The sequence below is a fragment of the Bacillus sp. S4 genome (assembly GCF_040838205.1).
Lineage (GTDB): Bacteria > Bacillota > Bacilli > Bacillales > Bacillaceae_G > Bacillus_A > Bacillus_A cereus_U.
This window is the reverse complement of record NZ_JBFPJI010000058.1, coordinates 1-16,682: the sequence shown is the minus strand read 5'-3', so window position 1 is coordinate 16,682 and position 16,682 is coordinate 1. Positions and strand designations below refer to the sequence as shown.

Below are 16,682 nucleotides of genomic sequence, written 5' to 3'. Positions count from 1 at the left end.
ACGTACAGGTATCTTCTTTTCTCTATTTATATTGATTTCGTTTTCATTACCTATTCATCATTGTTTCTCCAAGCAAAAAATGAATTGAATTTTCATAGACAACTGTGGAGAAATCAAATTTTCATTTTGGAATCCTGCCCCATTGCCATTAGGCTAAAAAGAACGAGTTACCCCAAAACAATAAAAACAAGCAAAATGCACAAAATTTTTGTTATAGGGGTATTATAAGATCTTAACTTGATGGGCATGCATCAAGTTAAGATTTTGAGGCACTCTATATTTACCAGACAGGTCTAAACTTCAATGGTAAATTACCTTCATTTGCTTCATAAACTAATTTTGTTAAATCTTCCTTGAGCATTTGCATTCGTTCAGCACCTATGTTTTCAATCCAACGTTGCTCAATCTCAGTTAGTATCTTCTCTTTTGCTTGCACTACTAACCAACCTCGTTCAGTCAAAACAATAATTTTCCCTCTCTTATCAGTGGGATGAGTTTTACGCATTACATAACCACTTTTTTCAAGGAAATCCACCATTTTACTTACAGCTTGCTTTGTAATTCCTAAATATTCAGCTAGTTCTATACCTGTTGCTCCATTAGGAGTGATGTATTTAAACATAAAACCATGTATAGGTCTAATATCTCCGAATCCCAATTCACTCAATCTGTCATGTAGTTCATTAATCGATGTACTAAAGGATAATGACAAAAGTGATGTAAGATCTAATTCACTAAATACTTGATGATTCATACATAAAACCTCCTCGAATAAAGTCAATTTAGTTGACTTCATTCGGATTCCATTGTACTACAAACAACATAATCAATCAAGTTCACTATGTTGTTTTTGTTATAAAAGAAATATGGCCCACTTAAAGCAACGCATTATTTTTAAACTGGAAATAATAAGACTCTCAATAAGTTTGTTTCCTTTACTTCCATAACTTTTAGCCTTTTCTCCATTCTGCAATTCTAAACTTTTAACATAATAAGTACACATATATACAAACAAAAAAACTCCCATCAATCTAAAAAAAACGGATACTCATAGAAATGAACATACGTTTCAACTTAAATGAATATAACATTCATGAAATTAACCTACTATAGAAACTAAAAGAACGTTCTCTATGTCTTATATAATAAAATTTCTTTTATAAACAGTAATAGAACTCAAATATTCAAAAATTTAACAGCTGTATTACAAAAGGTAACCTTTAGTAAGTTGGATTGTTTTATGTAACCGCAATATCCTTAAGGTAATTGTACGTCAAGAAATATTTACTCACATAAAAGCTCATTAAAATTACATATTAATAAGAAATAACATGATGAAAATATCGATTTTTTCAAAAAAATTTCCTCATCACAAAAATATACAGGTTACTTTAAATATCCAATTAATTATAATTTCCTACTAAAATAAAGGAATTATTTTATTTATTTGATATAATTTATGTGATTACAATAAATGCACGGGGAATAAAAGATTACAAATCATCTATACGGAGGTATGAGAAATGGATGAACAACGAGACATAGGGCCTAAAATAGAAAAAAGCTTTGAATTAATAGGAAAAAGATGGACAGGATTAATTATTTATGTACTAATGAGTGGTCCTAAACGTTTTAGTGAAATTCATTCAATGATTCCAGATTTAAGTAAACGTATGCTTACAGAAAGAATGAAAGAGCTTGAGGATAACGATATGGTAGTGCGACACGTGATTGCGGAACGCCCTGTACGAATAGAGTATTTACTAACAAAAAAAGGAACAGAATTAGGAAGAATTCTTGGACCAATTAGTCAATGGGCCGAAAGTTGGATAAAAGAGTAATTAAAAAGGTCCTCTCAAATACATAAATCAAACACATATTAAGAAAAGATGAAGTGCAATTTCCTAAAAAATATAGTCAATCAATTCAATAAGTAGACAATTCATATTAAAAAAATTACACTGTTTCATACTAAAGTAATAACTGATCTCATCTTAGAAAGGCAGGAAGAAACAAATGGCAAATCTTCTTTATATTACAGCGCATCCACTTGACGATACTGAATCATACAGTTTGACAGTTGGAAAAGAATTTATTAAATCCTATAAAGAATTAAACCCCCATGATGAAGTTGTTCATCTTGATTTATACAAAGCAGATATTCCATATCTTGATGCTGATGTATTTAGTGGGTGGAAGAAACTTAGATCTGGCATTCCTTTACATGAATTAACACCTATTGAAATATCAAAAGTAGGACGTCTAGCTGAATTAGGCGGACAATTTGTATTAGCTGACAAGTATGTATTCGTCACTCCAATGTGGAATTTCTCTATTCCAGCCATTTTAAAAACATATCTTGACGCCGTGGCTGTATCAGGAAAAACATTTAAGTATACAAAAGAAGGAGCAGTAGGATTATTAACAGGTAAAAAAGCATTGCACATTCAAGCACGTGGCGATATTTATTCTGAAGGACCAGAAGCACATAGAGAGATGGGGCATCGGTATTTAGAGGTTATGATGGAATTCTTTGGAACCTCTTTCTTTGAAGGAATATTTGTCGAAGGACATAACAAATTTCCAGGACAGGCTGAAGAAATTAAGGAAAAAGCTATTATTAGAGCTAAAGAAGTTGCTAAATATTTTTAAATATTTCAATCTAAAAACTCTCCTAGGCTTTTCTTCACTTATCTTGTATCTAATTCATCCCACAATATTATCTCGCTCTATAGTATTTTGTACATCAACTTAATCCACTAAAATAATTTTCAGTCGTTTACTCAGATTATTTTAGGACTATAATTATAGCTCTTATAGTGGACACTAAAAAGATGGCTCCGGTAGAATGGTCTTACCCCTGTCAAGTAGACAGTAATAGATTAGGTGCCTTTTCATTAAGCAGCCTTAGTTCCAAATTCAATAGGACTAAGGTTGTTTAATCTTTTTTGGAATCTTTTGTTATTGTAATAGCTTATATATCTTTTAGTAGCCTTAAAGACTTCTGTCTTTTCATAAAAGGTATGTCTATAAAAGCATTCTGCCTTAAAATGACTAAAAAAGCTCTCTATACATGCATTATCGTAACAATTTCCCTTCCTAGACATACTCACAGTTATTTTGTGCTTTTTAAGTAATTGGTTATATTTTTTTGACGTATACTGATAACCTCGGTCGCTATGTAATACTGTTTCGTGGGCTTTTCTTTTTCTTAAGGCTTTATTGACTGTATCTGTAACTAATTTCAAATTGTTGTATTCGCTCATTCGGTAGGCCACAACTTCGTTATTGTAAAGGTCTAGTATCACTGAAAGATATATGCGCTTATTATTAAAGGTAAGATAGGTTATATCTGTAACCCATTTTTCATTTGGCCTTGTAGTTGAAAACTCTCTGTTTAACAGATTTTCCGACACGATGCATTGTTCTTTCAAACCAAAATGCCGCCACTTTTTCTTTCGAATCTTAGCTTGTACCCCCATTCTCCTCATTAAACGATATACTCTTTTGTGATTTACCTGTAAACCATAATACTTTTTGAGCCATATACAAATTCTTCGGTAACCATAGCTACCATTTATATCTGGATCTCGTTCGCATTCTCCTATTTTAGACATGATAAATTGGTCCTCTTTCATCTTTTCAGAGGGATTGTTGATTCTTTTTTCCCACTTATAATATCCACTTCTTGAAACACCTGCAATTTCACAAAGCAATACAATTGAAAAATTCTGTTTTAAGGTATAAATGACCTCATATTCTACTGATTTACTTTTTTTGATCTCATCCCCCTTTTCGTATCTAATAGCTTTTTTAAGTATGCATTTTCCGCTTCTAATCGTTGTATTCTAGCATCTTGACTTATTTCATTTGTTTGTTTAGATCTTCCCCGTTTTTCTTGTAGGCCCAGAATACCTTCATTTTTATATTTTTTAATCCATCTATCTACAACTGAATATGTAACTCCTAATTCCTTTCCGATTAGCTTGCTTCCAATTCCTCTATGTAAGTACAATTCAATAGCTTTCATTTTAAAATCAATTGAAAAAGTTCTTCTAATTTTCCCCATAAAAAATCCCCTCCATAATAAACAGTAAAGTAACTTTCTTTCAACTGTCTACTATAAGGGGATCATATCAGAATACCGAAACCATCTTTTTTAGTGCTTGATTTTTTAGAGTCTTTTTATTAAACTGTCCATTTTATAGAGTACAGTTCAATTCTTTACAATCTCAATTGATTGACAGTAACTATATTTACATCAACCAAGAAATCAAAAAGGGAAGGGTGACAAGAGACATAAGCGCACTAATAACAAAAGAAGAAGCTGTCTCACCTGCTAGACTGTCAAATTTCACTGAAATCATAGCAGCTACTGCAGATCCTGGGAATGCTACTAATAAAACTAACTTTGTTACGTCATCTGAAGATAATCCTATTGCAAGCGCAATTCCAAGCATGACAAGTGGTTGAACGATTACTTTAAGAAGTGAAATCCCAAATGCAGTTGGGCTAAATTGAACTTTACGAATTCCGATTGTGACCCCAACTGCAAATAACGCTGCACCCGATGTAATGCCACCAATTTGCTCTAAACTCTTCGCTAATAAATGTGGTGACTGGAACCCGAATAGCACAAGAATAACCCCAATTAAAGGAACACAGGCTAGCGGCTCTGAAAGACCATGTAAAATTGATTTAACAGTTACTTTCAAAAGACTTTCTTTCTCGTCAGTCTCTTCATTCTGACGTTGACCCACTGCACCAATAATAGTAGCTAATGGATCTAGCATGGCATTCACAACGATTCCTGTAATGGCAATTGGAAGCGCAGCCACACTTGCTCCAAACAAACTTCCTAAAACCGGAGTTCCCATAAATGCAAAAGTTGGTTGGGCTGAGTTTAAAGAAAACATTGATGCTTTTGTTAATGAAAACTTAAATACGTATTTAGCAATTAACAGGAAAACAATATAAAAACCTACAATACTAATAACTAAGGCAAGTAAAAATGGCCATTTTTCAATTAATGTTTGCTTAGGGGTTGTTGTAATCCCCACAAATAGATGGGCTGGTAATGCAAATTTAGTTACTAATGTATTTAATCCTTTTGATGTCGTCGCATCAAATTTTTTAAAATATCCAGCTAAATATCCTAATAGGATGGTAAAGAAAATAGGTGTTAAAATAATAAAGATTTGACTAATATCCATTTTAAAATCCTCCATACTTCACTTTGATCTAAGCGTATATATCCTAAATTACGATTTAATTTCAAAGTGAATAATTTCTATTAAATACCGATGCCTATCAAGGTGATAGGCATTCATTTAAACTTACATAGCTATCTCCGAATTTTCACTAGCTTTGATTTGCTTATAAGTTGGATGCCACATGGCATCTTTTACAGCTTGTTCAACATCTTCTGGAACATGTTGAGCCACGCCGTCTTGAATAGCTGCTTTTGCAACTTTAATTGCTACTGCTATAGAAACAGCACGCAAGTCCTTTGTACTTGGAAGTAATGAAGCACCAGTTTTACGACTATCAGTCATATCAGTCACAGCATTTGCAACAGCAGTAAACATACCACTTGTAATCACTTTAGCTTTTACGACAATCGAACCAAGTCCTAAACCAGGGAATACAAATGCATTGTTAGATTGACCAATCTCATATACTGTCCCTTTATAAGAAACGGGCTCAAATGGACTACCTGTTGCAATTAGTGCTTTTCCATCAGTCCAAGTAAGTAAATCTTGCGGAGTTGCCTCTGCTAATGGCGTTGGGTTTGACATTGGCATAATGACTGGGCGTTCCACATGTTTGGCCATTTCTTTTACGATTTCTTCTGAGAAGGCTCCTGCTACACCTGATGTTCCGATAAGAATAGTAGGTTTTACTTGTTTAATTACTTCCAGAAGAGTTATTTTACCGGATTCATCACGCGCCCAACCTTTTACTTCTTCCGATTTTTGTAAGTAAGGTTTTTGGAACTTTAGAATACCATGCATATCGTCTGTTAAAAGTCCTCGGTAATCAACAGCCCAAAATCTACTATATGCTTCTTCTGTCGAAAGACCATCAAACACCATCGCATTATGAATTTGATCAGCATTACCAATCCCTGCAGCTCCTGGTCCAAATACCACTACTCGATGCTCTCGTAATGGAACGTCAGTAACTTGAACAGCAGAAAGGATAGCTGCTAATGTAATAGCTCCAGTACCTTCAATGTCATCATTAAATGTTAAAATCTTATCTCCGTATTTCTCAATAATGTTGCGAGCATTGACATTACCGAAATCTTCCCAATGTAATAAAGCATTTGGGAACATTTCTAATGATTTTTCAACATATGCATCAATAAATTCGTCGTATTTTTCGCCTCGAACACGTTCATGCCGATTTCCAATATAAAGAGGATCTTGTAACAATTCTTCGTTGTTTGTCCCTACATCTAATACAACAGGTAACACACGACTGGGATCGATACCAGCAGCTGCCGTGTAAACAGCCAATTTACCAACAGAAATATTAATTCCATTTGCTCCCCAATCTCCAATACCCAGAATACTTTCAGAATCTGTAGCTACAATTAAATCAATGTCCTCTGCTTTAACTCCACTATTTACAAATGCTTTTTCAATTCCATCCATATCATTAATAGAAAGATAAACACCGTCTGGACGATGATATTCATGACTATACTCTTGAATGGCTTGTCCAACAGTCGGAGTGTAAATGATAGGTAACATTTCACTAAGATGATCTGTTAGTAATCGATAGAATAATACGGTATTGCGATTAGATAAATCGTTTAACCAAACATTTTTTCGTAAGTTATTAGGCTGTTCTTTAAATTGTCGATAAGCACGTTTAACTTGTTCTTCTAACGTTAAAACTGTTGGAGGTAATATCCCTTCTAAGCCAAGATCTTTACGTTCTTGTTTTGTAAATGCTAATCCTTTATTTAAGAAAGGTTGAGCAAGAAGATTTTTCCCTTTCAAATTTGTTTGAATAGATCTGTCATTGGAAAGATTAAATGTAGTCATGTGATTATTCCTTCTTTCTAGATGCTTTGTATTGTATTCTTTTTTTTATTTATAAGAGAACCATAATTGGGTAGTAATAAAAAATTCATATGGCTTCTTTAATATGAGTTATCCTTTTTCTAAATAGGTTCCTTTTTACATAAAATTGTTATGCTGTCATACAACTTTCTATATCAAGATTGGCATTGTATTTGGTACGTCGACATACTCAATCGTTTTTAACTGATTACTTTGTCTAACGACCAAAATAAACGAGAAACGATTTCTACAATAATATTCAAAGGAGTCAATACTGGATGAATAACTGGATGAATAACGAGATAGATAACAACTGAAAAGATCAGTGCTCCAATCGTTGTTTCCATCGTTTGACTATAAGGCCCTCCACCTAGCTTTACATTGAAGAGGACGATACTTCCCTAAAATAGTGCAGGAAGAATAGCTAAGAGAATATCCATTTGATTCAAACCTTCTTTCTTAAAACCTTAATGTATTTGTAAAGTGTCTTATTTGATTGCGTTACTCGAGGTTACTAATAGTAACTTGTGTCACTCAACGTCACTAATCGTAACCAACGTACTTTAAATAGTCAACAATTTTATTTTCCCTTATTTTCCCTTACCTTCCCTTACCTTTACTTCTAATTATTTTTTATCGGCTAGTAAATAAATAGTTTCCTCTATATAAACACAAATTAAAACCATATAAAATAAAGGTTTTGTTTTTTACTTACATCAAAAAATTAATAGAAATAATTTAGAGAATAAGAACCTATATAGATTTTTTTTAGAAAGGAAAATGTAAATACAATAAAAAATCTTTGGATAAATTAATTATACAGGTTACTATTTGTAACTTAGTTATTTTATTACCCCTCTATATATGGTTTATTATCTATCATAGTAAAAACAGAAAGGTGAGAATGAATAATGGCAAAAGTGATGTAAGATCCAATTCACTCAGTATTTGATGATTCATACATAAAATCTTCTTAAATAAAGTCAACTTAGTTGACCTCATTCGAATTCTATTGTACTATGAGTAATGTAGTCAACGGGATTGACTACATTCGGAGTATAAAAGGAATAGGATTCACCGAAACAAAAATTAATACATTATGGAGGTTTCTCATGGCTAATATCGTTAAAATTAGAGGAAGTGTATTTGCTCCTTATGCTTGGTTAAAGCCTATTAAGGAGTCTGCAACAGGAAGAATCTTAGAATATGCTGGTGATGCACGTGAATTTACACCATATGCCGTAAACACAATGCGATCAAGATTAGAGCAAGAAGTGATTATTGATTTTTATAAAAAAGAAATTTTCACATTTGCAGATGCTTGTATTACAACTGTAAAAATTACAAATCAAGATGATTCTATTGAGCATAAAAAAGGAAAAACAGGTACAGACAACATTGTATGTACGAATGTTGTGTGGGGCACTGATGAAGTTTCTTTTGAAATGAGAGCAAGTGCCAGCAACCCTTTAGATACAGCAGCACCTGCGGCTGACTATTTATTATCTATACGTGTTAACAGAAATGGAACTTTGCATATTGAAGGTTCTCATGATGGGTTCCCTTGCTATGAATTTTATAAGCAAACGGATTTTGGTCGATTTGAATTAATCTATACACATGATTACAGAAAAACCGGTGATACTCCAGCGGCGCTAGCTGGAGAAATGGAATACAGTTTTAAAAAGACAATTTAAATATAAATATGAATCAGAAGCGTATTACTATTTAGACAAGAAAGAGCGAATATGAAAGGAAAAGCAATTGATTATGAGAAAGAAATTGCAACCTGTTTTGCTCAATGATTAAAGGTTATGTATTATCCAAAATAAAATTACAGAGGTGTTTCTCATGACTAATATCGTTAAAATTAGAGCAAGTGTATTCATTCCAACGTCTTGGACTGCAATAGGTTGGAATGGACCTAAGGAAGATAAACAAACGGGAAACTTAATCGAATTCGAAGGTGACGCACGTGAATTTACCCCTTATGCTGTAAACGCTATGCGTTCTAGAGTTGAACAAGAAGTAGTTGTAGATTTTCACAAAAAAGAAATTTTCTCATATGGGAATACGGGTATAACAACAGAAAGAGTCACAACTCCAGATGGTTCTGTTAATAAGAAATCAGGAAAAGCTAGTACAGAACGTATTGTATGCACTGATATTGAATGGGCTTCTGATGACGTCAAGTTTCAAATGAGTGCAAGTGCTAGCAATCCATTAAATATAAATGCACCTGCTGTTGACTATCTTTTAACTGTGCATGTCAAAAAAGATGGTACTGTTGAGATTCAAGGTGCACATGACGGATTCCCTTGCTATGAATTTTATAAACAAACAGATTTTGGTCCGTTTGAACAAATTCATACACATGATTTCAGAGAAACTGGTGATACAGCTGAAGCTCTAGGTGGAGACATGGAGTATAGTTTTAAAAAGATATTGTAAAGACAATATCTTTTCCCTTTTAGTGAAGATGCAAAGTTTCTTAAAAGATAAACAAGAGCCTGAATATATGAGGAAATATTATGTGGATATTAGTAATTTCTGTAAATTATGATACGCCGAAAAGGCGAAGTCTATTTGAAGACTTCGCCTTTGTTTATACAGGGCATGAACGGTTTCGATTCCTTTTATCGTACGTGAAACATAACGTAGATTTTTATAAAAAAGAAATTTTCTCATATGCAAATACGGGTATAACAACAGAAAAAGTCACAACACTAGATGGTTCAGTTAATAAAAGAACAGGAAAAGTTGTTTTATTCCCATAAAAAACTAAATTTCACTTATCCTACGGGAGCAAATATACAAATTATTTTAGGGTTATTTTAGCCCATACACAAGAAGCGATGGATCAAGTATTAGAGAATATGGCAATGGAACAACTCGTTACATTATTAGTAAATAAAATAAATGCTTCGTATAGAGTGTATATTTTTTTACGCCACTTATAACTTATAACTTATATAGTTACAAGTGGTGCGATAAAAAGAAAAGTGAGGAAACGTATATATGACTGTAAAAATTAAAGTTTATTCTGATTTTGTATGCGCATTTTGTTTTTTAGCAACAGGTCCTTTGGATGAGGTTGTAAAGGAAAAAGATGTAGAAGTAGAATGGATGCCATTTGAATTGCGTCCTAGTCCATCTCCGAAAATTGATCCACGGACACAACCTCGTGTAATGGAAGCTTGGAATTCATTTATTTATCCTACTGCTAAAAAATTGGGATTAGAAATAAAGTTACCACATTTTCGTTCGTATACGCACCTTGCGTTTGAAGGTTATCAATTTGCAAAAGAACATGGAAAAGGAAATGAGTTTCACCATAGAGTGTTTATTGCACATTTCCAAGAGGAACAAAATATTGAAGACATCGAAGTGTTAACAAAATTGGCGGAGGAAGTGGGACTTTATCAGGATGCATTTAAAAAAGCATTAGTATCACGAAAGTACCGAGAAATGCATCAAAAAGCTATAAAACATGCCCATCAAGAAGTACAAATTATGGCCGTTCCAACGTTCATGATTGGTGATGAGGTCATTCAAGGATTTACTAGCAAAGAAAAATTAGCAAAGGCGATTGATCAAGAACTAGAAAAGGGTAATGAGAATGCATTAGATGGACTGCAATGTACTATAGATGGAGATTGTTGATGATAGATTGGATTAGTGGAAAAATATAGATTAACAAAATTAAAGTCAATTAAGTTGACTTTATCAGAATTCTATTGTAATATGCATAATGTGGTCAATTAAGTTGACTACATTACTTTTGTTATAAAAGAAATGGGATCCCCCCTTTTTATTGATTAAATAATAACAACGTAAGAGTGAATAACAGGAGGAAAAAAACATGACAACAGTTTTATTTGTAAAAGCAAACAATCGTCCAGCAGATCAAGCAGTTAGTGTGAAATTATATTATGCTTTTTTAGCAAGTTATAAAGAATCACATCCAAATGATACAGTGGTAGAGCTTGATTTATACAATGAGGAATTGCCATATGTAGGAGTAGATATGATTAACGGTACATTTAAGTCTGGTAGAGGATTTGATTTAACAGCAGAAGAAGCAAAGGCAGTAGCTGTTGCTGATAAATATTTAGATCAATTCCTTGCAGCTGATAAAGTTGTATTTGGTTTCCCGTTATGGAATTTAACAATCCCAGCCGTACTACACACATATATTGATTACTTAAACCGCGCGGGTAAAACATTTAAGTATACGCCAGAAGGTCCAGTAGGTCTTATTGGAAATAAGAAAATTGCATTATTAAACGCAAGTGGCGGTGTATATTCTAAAGGACCAAAAGCTGAAATGGAAATGGCTGTTAAATATATAGCAAGTATGATGAGCTTCTTCGGTGCAAAAGATATAGAAAAGATAGTAATTGAAGGTCACAACCAATTCCCAGATAAAGCAGAAGAAATTATTGCTGCAGGGCTTGAAAAAGCGATTAAAGTAGCAAGTACGTTCTAATTAACAAAACACTTGTCACTCTATATGGCAGTACCAACACTTTTATAGCGGTGGTACTGCTTTTTTTATTTACTTATCCCTTTATTTTTGAGTGGCAAGAATACAATTGATGCGAGCTTTCTACGCTCAAATTATTCAAATGAAAGAAGGATTACATTATAATGGAACGATTATGGACAAAGAACTATATAATGTTGACAATTACAGCATTATTACTATTTAGTGGTTTTTATTTACTCATGCCAACACTACCTATTTTTATTAAACAATTAGGTGGAAGTGAATCTCAAGTTGGATTTATTATAGGAGTGTTTACAATATCGGCAGTCATTTTACGTCCTATTGTTGGAGGATTAATGGATCGATATGGTCGACGAGTATTTATAATAAGCGGACTATTATTTTTTGCAATTACAATGTATTTTTACGATTGGGTAACAGGAGTTATATTTTTAGTGGTATTACGTATCCTCCATGGAATCAGCTGGGCAATTGCTACAACTTCGATTGGTACAGCTGTGACTGATGTGATTCCACAATCTCGTCGTGGAGAAGGAATGGGATGGTATGGACTTGCCATGACTTTAGGTATGGCTTTAGGACCAATATTAGGTCTTTGGATAGTAAAATCATTATCATTTCATTATTTATTCCTTCTATGTACAGCCTTAGCAATTATGGCATTCATACTTGCATTTGGTACAAAAATCCCAGCAGTTCAGCATACATCAAAAAAGCCAATATCATTTTTTGAAAAAACTGTATTACCAGTCGCTATTGTTACATTTTTCCTATCCTTTACTTTTGGTGGCATTACAACATTTTTACCACTATTTGCGGCAAACATTCAAGTTAATGCTGGTACTTTTTTCTTAGTGTATGCTGTCACGCTTACAGTAATTAGACCACTTGCAGGGAAGATATCAGATAAACATGGAGAAGGGATCATCATTGTTCCTGCACTTTTTATACTGATAGTCGCACTATTAGTCTTAGCAATGACAAAAGGGATTGTTGGACTAGTTATTACAGCTATTTTATATGGAATTGGATTCGGATCAGCACAACCCGCTCTTCAAATAGTAACTTTACGATTAGCTTCACCAGAGAAAAGAGGTGTAGCGAACGCTACATTCTTTACTGCTTTTGATTTAGGAATTGGTTTAGGCGCTATTCTTTTAGGGTTCGTTTCACAGCTCATGGGATATCAAATGATATTTATTGTTTGTGCTGTATCTGGGTTTATTAGTCTGTTAATTTTTATTTTGCTTGTAAAAAAGATGCTAAAATAACTTTTTAATTTACAAAAAAAAGAGCTATTCTTTTTGTAGAAATATACAGAAAGAATAGCCTATCTTTTCATTTGAGAGAAATTTTATTTTGTTCCCCTAAACGAAAAAAATGAGATGAACTTCCCCAAACGATAAATTTTTATTTCTCCTTCAAAAATTCACAGTGTATTCATTGATATATTTCTAACCCTAAGATATCTTAAATCTTAATATTTTAATGTTAGGATTCATTTCTTAAAGAACTTTTTAAGGCATTTAAACACATCCTCCTTATTTTTCAATATATAATACCTAAACTTCTCCTCTTCAATGTTTTTATAAACAGAAAAAAGGGTAGATGATGGACGTTTATACTGATTCACTTCCCCATACCCAAACATATTACACTTCTTCATCAACTCTTCAACAAGCTTTACACATCTAGCATTATCCGAAGTTAAATTATCACCGTCTGAAAAATGGAATGGATAAATATTATAACGGTCTGGTGAATATTTATTATCGATTAACTCAAGTGCTTTTTTGTATACGGAAGAACAGATCGTTCCACCACTTTCTCCTTTTGAGAAAAATTCTTCTTCTGTAACGACCTTCGCTTCCGTATGATGGGCAATAAACTCAATGTCTACGGTTTCATACTTTGTGCGTAAAAATCTTGTCATCCAGAAAAAGAAGCTACGTGCCATATACTTCTCCCATATCCCCATCGATCCACTCGTATCCATCATCGCTAATACAACAGCTTTTGAATCTGGCTTTAACACTTCATTCCAAGTACGGAACTTTAAATCTTCTTGGTGAATTGGATGGAAAGATGCTTTACCACGCATTGCATTTCGTTTATATGCAGATATCATCGTTCGCTTCTTATCGATATTTCCCCATAATCCTGTTTTTCTAATATCATTAAATTCAATGTGTTCAATCCGGTTTTCATCCAGTTCTTTTCTCTTTAAATTAGGCAACTCTAACTCTTTGAAAAACGCTTGCTCCAATTCTAAAATTGAGACTTCTGCTTCATAATAATCTTCTCCAGCTGCATCTCCTGCCCCTTGCCCTTTTCCTGGTCCTTTCTGCTTTTGACCACCTGATCCATCTCTCGCAACGACATCGCCAACTTTGCTGTCACCGTTCCCTTGCCCAACATGTTTATTTTTATCATAATTGTATCTAATCTTATATTCATCTAAAGAACGAATCGGTATTTTCACAACATCCCTACCATTAGACATAACAATATTTTCTTCCGTTACAAGATCTGGTAAATTATTTTTAATTGCCTCTTGTACTTTTTCTTGATGGCGTTGTTGGTCGTCATATCCTTTGCGATGGAGGGACCAGTTTTCCTGTGAAATTGTATAGTTTGGTTGATTTTCTTCGCCCATGCCTTTCCCCCCTTACTGTATTTGTTTTCTCTTATGAACAGCAATCTATAATTTTGTTTTCTAGTGTGCGTAACTATAATATTTGAAAAATAACTGTTCATCGAAAATCATCCCATAAACATATATAGCGTTTTTCATACAATACTCCGAGCATCTTAAACAAAATTTTGCCACTCACATAATAGAAAGAAACATTCAGCCGTTGATAAGAAAGAAACACAATGCATTGTTGCACACATTTTCGTTTTGCAACATATTGTATTGTGTTGGCTTTTTTGTATGAATGGTTGGTTACTCTATCATATGCATATTGTAAAAATAATTGACAATAAATTCATAAAATCGCATCTTAATTTATTATATTCGGACAAGCTATGACATTTTTTACAAATATCAATAGATAACAAAACGCCGTCCCAAGAATAAGAGACAGCGTTTTGTTATCAAACTATCGATTTAACAAACTACCTACATATCGTAACAATTCATTCGCGGATGAAGAATTATAACCATGCTCATCAATTAAGCGTGCAACAACATCATTGATTTTCTTAAGCTGATTTTCGTCTGGTGTTTTCGTTGATGTTGTAATTTTCACTATATCTTTTAAATCAGCAAATAGTTTTTTCTGAATCGCTTCACGAAGACGTTCGTGTGAATTATAATCAAAGCGCTTCCCTTTACGTGCATAAGCAGAAATGCGAATTAAAATTTCTTCACGGAATGCCTTTTTAGCATTTTCTGAAATTCCAATTTGCTCTTCAATCGAACGCATAAGTTTTTCATCTGGGCTCATTTCTTCACCTGTTAAAGGATCACGTAATTTTGATTTATTGCAGTACGCTTCGACGTTATCTAAGTAATTATCCATAAGTGTCTTAGCTGATTCTTCGTATGAATAAACAAACGCTTTTTGTACTTCTTTCTTAGCAATTTCATCGTATTCTTTTCTCGCTAATGAGATGAAATTCATATAGCGCTCTCGGTCTTCACTACTAATTGACGGGTGCTGATCCAATCCGTCTTTTAACGATCTCAGTACATCTAGTGCATTAATAGATGGTACCTCTTTTCGAATAATTGTAGAAGAAATTCGGTTAATGACATAACGAGGATCAATCCCCTTCATACCTTCATCTTGATATTCGCGTTGCAATTCTTCTACATCAATCGCATTATACCCTTCTACCGTTTCTCCATCATATAAACGCATCTTTTTAATTGAATCAATATCCGGACGCTTCGGATCTTTTAAACGAGTTAAAATAGTGAACATTGCTGCAACGCGAAGTGTATGCGGTGCAATATGAACATTGGACACATCACTTTCACGAATCATTTTTTCATAAATATGTTCTTCTTCACTAACCCGTAAATTATATGGAACCGGCATTACAATAATTCGTGAATGCAATGCTTCATTTTTCTTATTTGCTATGAAGGAACGATACTCTGTTTCATTTGTATGCGCTACAATTAATTCATCTGCTGAAATAAGCGCAAATCTGCCTGCCTTGAAATTTCCTTCTTGTGTAAGCGATAATAAATGCCATAAAAATTTCTCATCACATTTTAGCATCTCTTGGAATTCCATCATTCCACGGTTCGCCTTATTTAATTCTCCATCAAATCGATATGCACGAGGATCTGATTCCGAACCGTATTCTGCAATTGTAGAAAAGTCTAGACTACCTGTTAAATCGGCAATATCTTGTGATTTTGGATCAGAAGGACTAAATGTACCAATTCCTGTACGGCGATCTTCAGAGAAGAAAATACGCTCTACAACTACATCCTCAATTCTTGACCCGTATTCTTGCTCTAGACGCATAACATTTAATGGTGATAAATTCCCTTCAATTCTTACTCCATACTCATCAAAGAAATCATTCCGTAAATGCTGCGGAATTAAATGAAGTGGATCTTCATGCATTGGGCAGCCTTTTAATGCAAAAATCGCTCCACGATCTGTTCGTGAATATGTTTCTAATCCTCGTTTCAACATCGTAACTAATGTTGATTTCCCCCCACTAACAGGCCCCATTAATAACAAAATACGTTTTCTAACATCTAATCGTTTTGCAGATGGATGAAAATATTCTTCCACAAGGCGTTCTAAAGCATCCTCTAATCCAAATAGCTGATTACTAAAGAAGTTATATTTTCTTCTACCATCAACTTCTTCAATTCCAGCATCTTTTATCATATTGTAAATGCGAGAGTGTGCTGTTTGAGCCACCCATGGTCTTTCTTTCACAAGCTCCAAATACTCCGCAAACGTACCTTCCCATTGTAAACGTTCTTCTGCTTCCCGATATTGTTCAATTTTCTTTAGAATATCCATTATAGCTCCTCCCCCATCTCCTTGTTCAATCGGATTATTATAAAAGGTATGCTAGGATGTCCTTAAACATTCTTTAAATCAAAACGAAATATATAATAG

General features: G+C 33.6%; 14 protein-coding genes and 3 pseudogenes. 8 read left to right on the top strand and 9 right to left on the bottom strand.

Annotation, left to right across the window (positions count from 1 at the left end; genetic code table 11):
• Nucleotides 1-280: 280 nt before the first annotated feature.
• The gene (locus AB3X48_RS09175; RefSeq protein ID WP_087963133.1) at nt 281-754 is read right to left on the bottom strand and encodes a MarR family winged helix-turn-helix transcriptional regulator; all 474 of its coding nucleotides are present in this window, start codon (nt 752-754) and stop codon (nt 281-283) included.
• Nucleotides 755-1,523: 769 nt separating this feature from the next.
• Here AB3X48_RS09175 and AB3X48_RS09170 point away from each other — a divergent pair.
• Entirely contained in the window at nt 1,524-1,841 is a 318-nt protein-coding gene (locus AB3X48_RS09170) for a winged helix-turn-helix transcriptional regulator (RefSeq protein WP_087963132.1), read from the top strand.
• Nucleotides 1,842-2,016: 175 nt separating this feature from the next.
• A complete protein-coding gene (locus tag AB3X48_RS09165) occupies nt 2,017-2,652 on the top strand; it encodes an FMN-dependent NADH-azoreductase (RefSeq protein ID WP_002114593.1) in 636 nt (211 codons plus the stop codon).
• Between the two features lie 245 nt (nt 2,653-2,897).
• Here the strand turns inward: AB3X48_RS09165 and AB3X48_RS09160 are convergent, their stop codons facing one another.
• From AB3X48_RS09160 to AB3X48_RS09140, 5 genes and pseudogenes are all read right to left on the bottom strand, one after another.
• The gene (locus AB3X48_RS09160) at nt 2,898-3,782 is read right to left on the bottom strand and encodes an IS3 family transposase (RefSeq protein ID WP_235713333.1); all 885 of its coding nucleotides are present in this window, start codon (nt 3,780-3,782) and stop codon (nt 2,898-2,900) included.
• On the bottom strand, nt 3,761-4,069 hold the full coding sequence (locus AB3X48_RS09155; protein ID WP_078175295.1) for a helix-turn-helix domain-containing protein: 309 nt from the start codon (nt 4,067-4,069) through the stop codon (nt 3,761-3,763). The genes AB3X48_RS09160 and AB3X48_RS09155 overlap by 22 nt, the downstream gene beginning before the upstream one ends.
• Nucleotides 4,070-4,256: 187 nt before the next feature.
• A complete protein-coding gene (locus AB3X48_RS09150) occupies nt 4,257-5,213 on the bottom strand; it encodes an AEC family transporter (RefSeq protein WP_002114592.1) in 957 nt (318 codons plus the stop codon).
• A gap of 123 nt (nt 5,214-5,336) precedes the next feature.
• Entirely contained in the window at nt 5,337-7,055 is a 1,719-nt protein-coding gene (locus tag AB3X48_RS09145) for an NAD-dependent malic enzyme (RefSeq protein WP_087963131.1), read from the bottom strand.
• A gap of 177 nt (nt 7,056-7,232) precedes the next feature.
• A pseudogene (locus tag AB3X48_RS09140) lies at nt 7,233-7,468 on the bottom strand (GRP family sugar transporter); the annotation flags it as partial.
• A gap of 717 nt (nt 7,469-8,185) precedes the next feature.
• On the opposite strand from AB3X48_RS09140, the gene AB3X48_RS09135 reads away from it, so the two are divergent.
• Both AB3X48_RS09135 and AB3X48_RS09130 read left to right on the top strand, forming a co-directional pair.
• The gene (locus AB3X48_RS09135) at nt 8,186-8,770 is read left to right on the top strand and encodes a DUF3238 domain-containing protein (protein ID WP_105589971.1); all 585 of its coding nucleotides are present in this window, start codon (nt 8,186-8,188) and stop codon (nt 8,768-8,770) included.
• 154 nt (nt 8,771-8,924) lie between these two features.
• Nucleotides 8,925-9,524 carry a DUF3238 domain-containing protein gene (locus tag AB3X48_RS09130; RefSeq protein WP_087963129.1) on the top strand — a complete coding sequence of 200 codons (600 nt, stop codon included), beginning with the start codon at nt 8,925-8,927 and terminating at the stop codon, nt 9,522-9,524.
• 78 nt (nt 9,525-9,602) lie between these two features.
• Here the strand turns inward: AB3X48_RS09130 and AB3X48_RS09125 are convergent.
• Nucleotides 9,603-9,743: pseudogene (locus tag AB3X48_RS09125) on the bottom strand (IS6 family transposase); the annotation flags it as partial.
• On the opposite strand from AB3X48_RS09125, the pseudogene AB3X48_RS09120 reads away from it, so the two are divergent.
• The 4 genes and pseudogenes from AB3X48_RS09120 to AB3X48_RS09105 all read left to right on the top strand — a co-directional run.
• A pseudogene (locus tag AB3X48_RS09120) lies at nt 9,731-9,832 on the top strand (DUF3238 domain-containing protein); the annotation flags it as partial. The pseudogenes AB3X48_RS09125 and AB3X48_RS09120 sit on opposite strands and share 13 nt — an antisense overlap.
• A 259-nt stretch (nt 9,833-10,091) precedes the next feature.
• Nucleotides 10,092-10,736, top strand: coding sequence for a DsbA family oxidoreductase (locus AB3X48_RS09115; protein WP_367959331.1), 645 nt, complete (start codon nt 10,092-10,094; stop codon nt 10,734-10,736).
• Nucleotides 10,737-10,935: 199 nt separating this feature from the next.
• Nucleotides 10,936-11,562 (top strand): FMN-dependent NADH-azoreductase, encoded by a 627-nt coding sequence (locus tag AB3X48_RS09110; RefSeq protein WP_087963127.1) that lies wholly within the window; start codon nt 10,936-10,938, stop codon nt 11,560-11,562.
• 161 nt (nt 11,563-11,723) lie between these two features.
• Nucleotides 11,724-12,854 (top strand): MFS transporter, encoded by a 1,131-nt coding sequence (locus AB3X48_RS09105; protein WP_087963126.1) that lies wholly within the window; start codon nt 11,724-11,726, stop codon nt 12,852-12,854.
• Between the two features lie 227 nt (nt 12,855-13,081).
• On the opposite strand, the gene yhbH is transcribed toward AB3X48_RS09105, so the two are convergent.
• Together yhbH and AB3X48_RS09095 are read right to left on the bottom strand one after the other, a co-directional pair.
• A complete protein-coding gene (yhbH, locus tag AB3X48_RS09100) occupies nt 13,082-14,239 on the bottom strand; it encodes a sporulation protein YhbH (RefSeq protein ID WP_105587916.1) in 1,158 nt (385 codons plus the stop codon).
• A gap of 448 nt (nt 14,240-14,687) precedes the next feature.
• A complete protein-coding gene (locus tag AB3X48_RS09095) occupies nt 14,688-16,583 on the bottom strand; it encodes a PrkA family serine protein kinase (protein WP_002159367.1) in 1,896 nt (631 codons plus the stop codon).
• Between the last annotated feature and the right edge of the window lie 99 nt (nt 16,584-16,682).

What these genes read in the sequence shown, in the direction of transcription:
- AB3X48_RS09175 (WP_087963133.1), bottom strand. Translation starts at nt 754, where the DNA reads ATGAATCATCAAGTATTTAGTGAATTAGATCTTACATCACTTTTGTCA.
- AB3X48_RS09170 (WP_087963132.1), top strand. Translation starts at nt 1,524, where the DNA reads ATGGATGAACAACGAGACATAGGGCCTAAAATAGAAAAAAGCTTTGAA.
- AB3X48_RS09165 (WP_002114593.1), top strand. Translation starts at nt 2,017, where the DNA reads ATGGCAAATCTTCTTTATATTACAGCGCATCCACTTGACGATACTGAA.
- AB3X48_RS09155 (WP_078175295.1), bottom strand. Translation starts at nt 4,069, where the DNA reads ATGGGGAAAATTAGAAGAACTTTTTCAATTGATTTTAAAATGAAAGCT.
- AB3X48_RS09150 (WP_002114592.1), bottom strand. Translation starts at nt 5,213, where the DNA reads ATGGATATTAGTCAAATCTTTATTATTTTAACACCTATTTTCTTTACC.
- AB3X48_RS09145 (WP_087963131.1), bottom strand. Translation starts at nt 7,055, where the DNA reads ATGACTACATTTAATCTTTCCAATGACAGATCTATTCAAACAAATTTG.
- AB3X48_RS09135 (WP_105589971.1), top strand. Translation starts at nt 8,186, where the DNA reads ATGGCTAATATCGTTAAAATTAGAGGAAGTGTATTTGCTCCTTATGCT.
- AB3X48_RS09130 (WP_087963129.1), top strand. Translation starts at nt 8,925, where the DNA reads ATGACTAATATCGTTAAAATTAGAGCAAGTGTATTCATTCCAACGTCT.
- AB3X48_RS09115 (WP_367959331.1), top strand. Translation starts at nt 10,092, where the DNA reads ATGACTGTAAAAATTAAAGTTTATTCTGATTTTGTATGCGCATTTTGT.
- AB3X48_RS09110 (WP_087963127.1), top strand. Translation starts at nt 10,936, where the DNA reads ATGACAACAGTTTTATTTGTAAAAGCAAACAATCGTCCAGCAGATCAA.
- AB3X48_RS09105 (WP_087963126.1), top strand. Translation starts at nt 11,724, where the DNA reads ATGGAACGATTATGGACAAAGAACTATATAATGTTGACAATTACAGCA.
- yhbH (WP_105587916.1), bottom strand. Translation starts at nt 14,239, where the DNA reads ATGGGCGAAGAAAATCAACCAAACTATACAATTTCACAGGAAAACTGG.
- AB3X48_RS09095 (WP_002159367.1), bottom strand. Translation starts at nt 16,583, where the DNA reads ATGGATATTCTAAAGAAAATTGAACAATATCGGGAAGCAGAAGAACGT.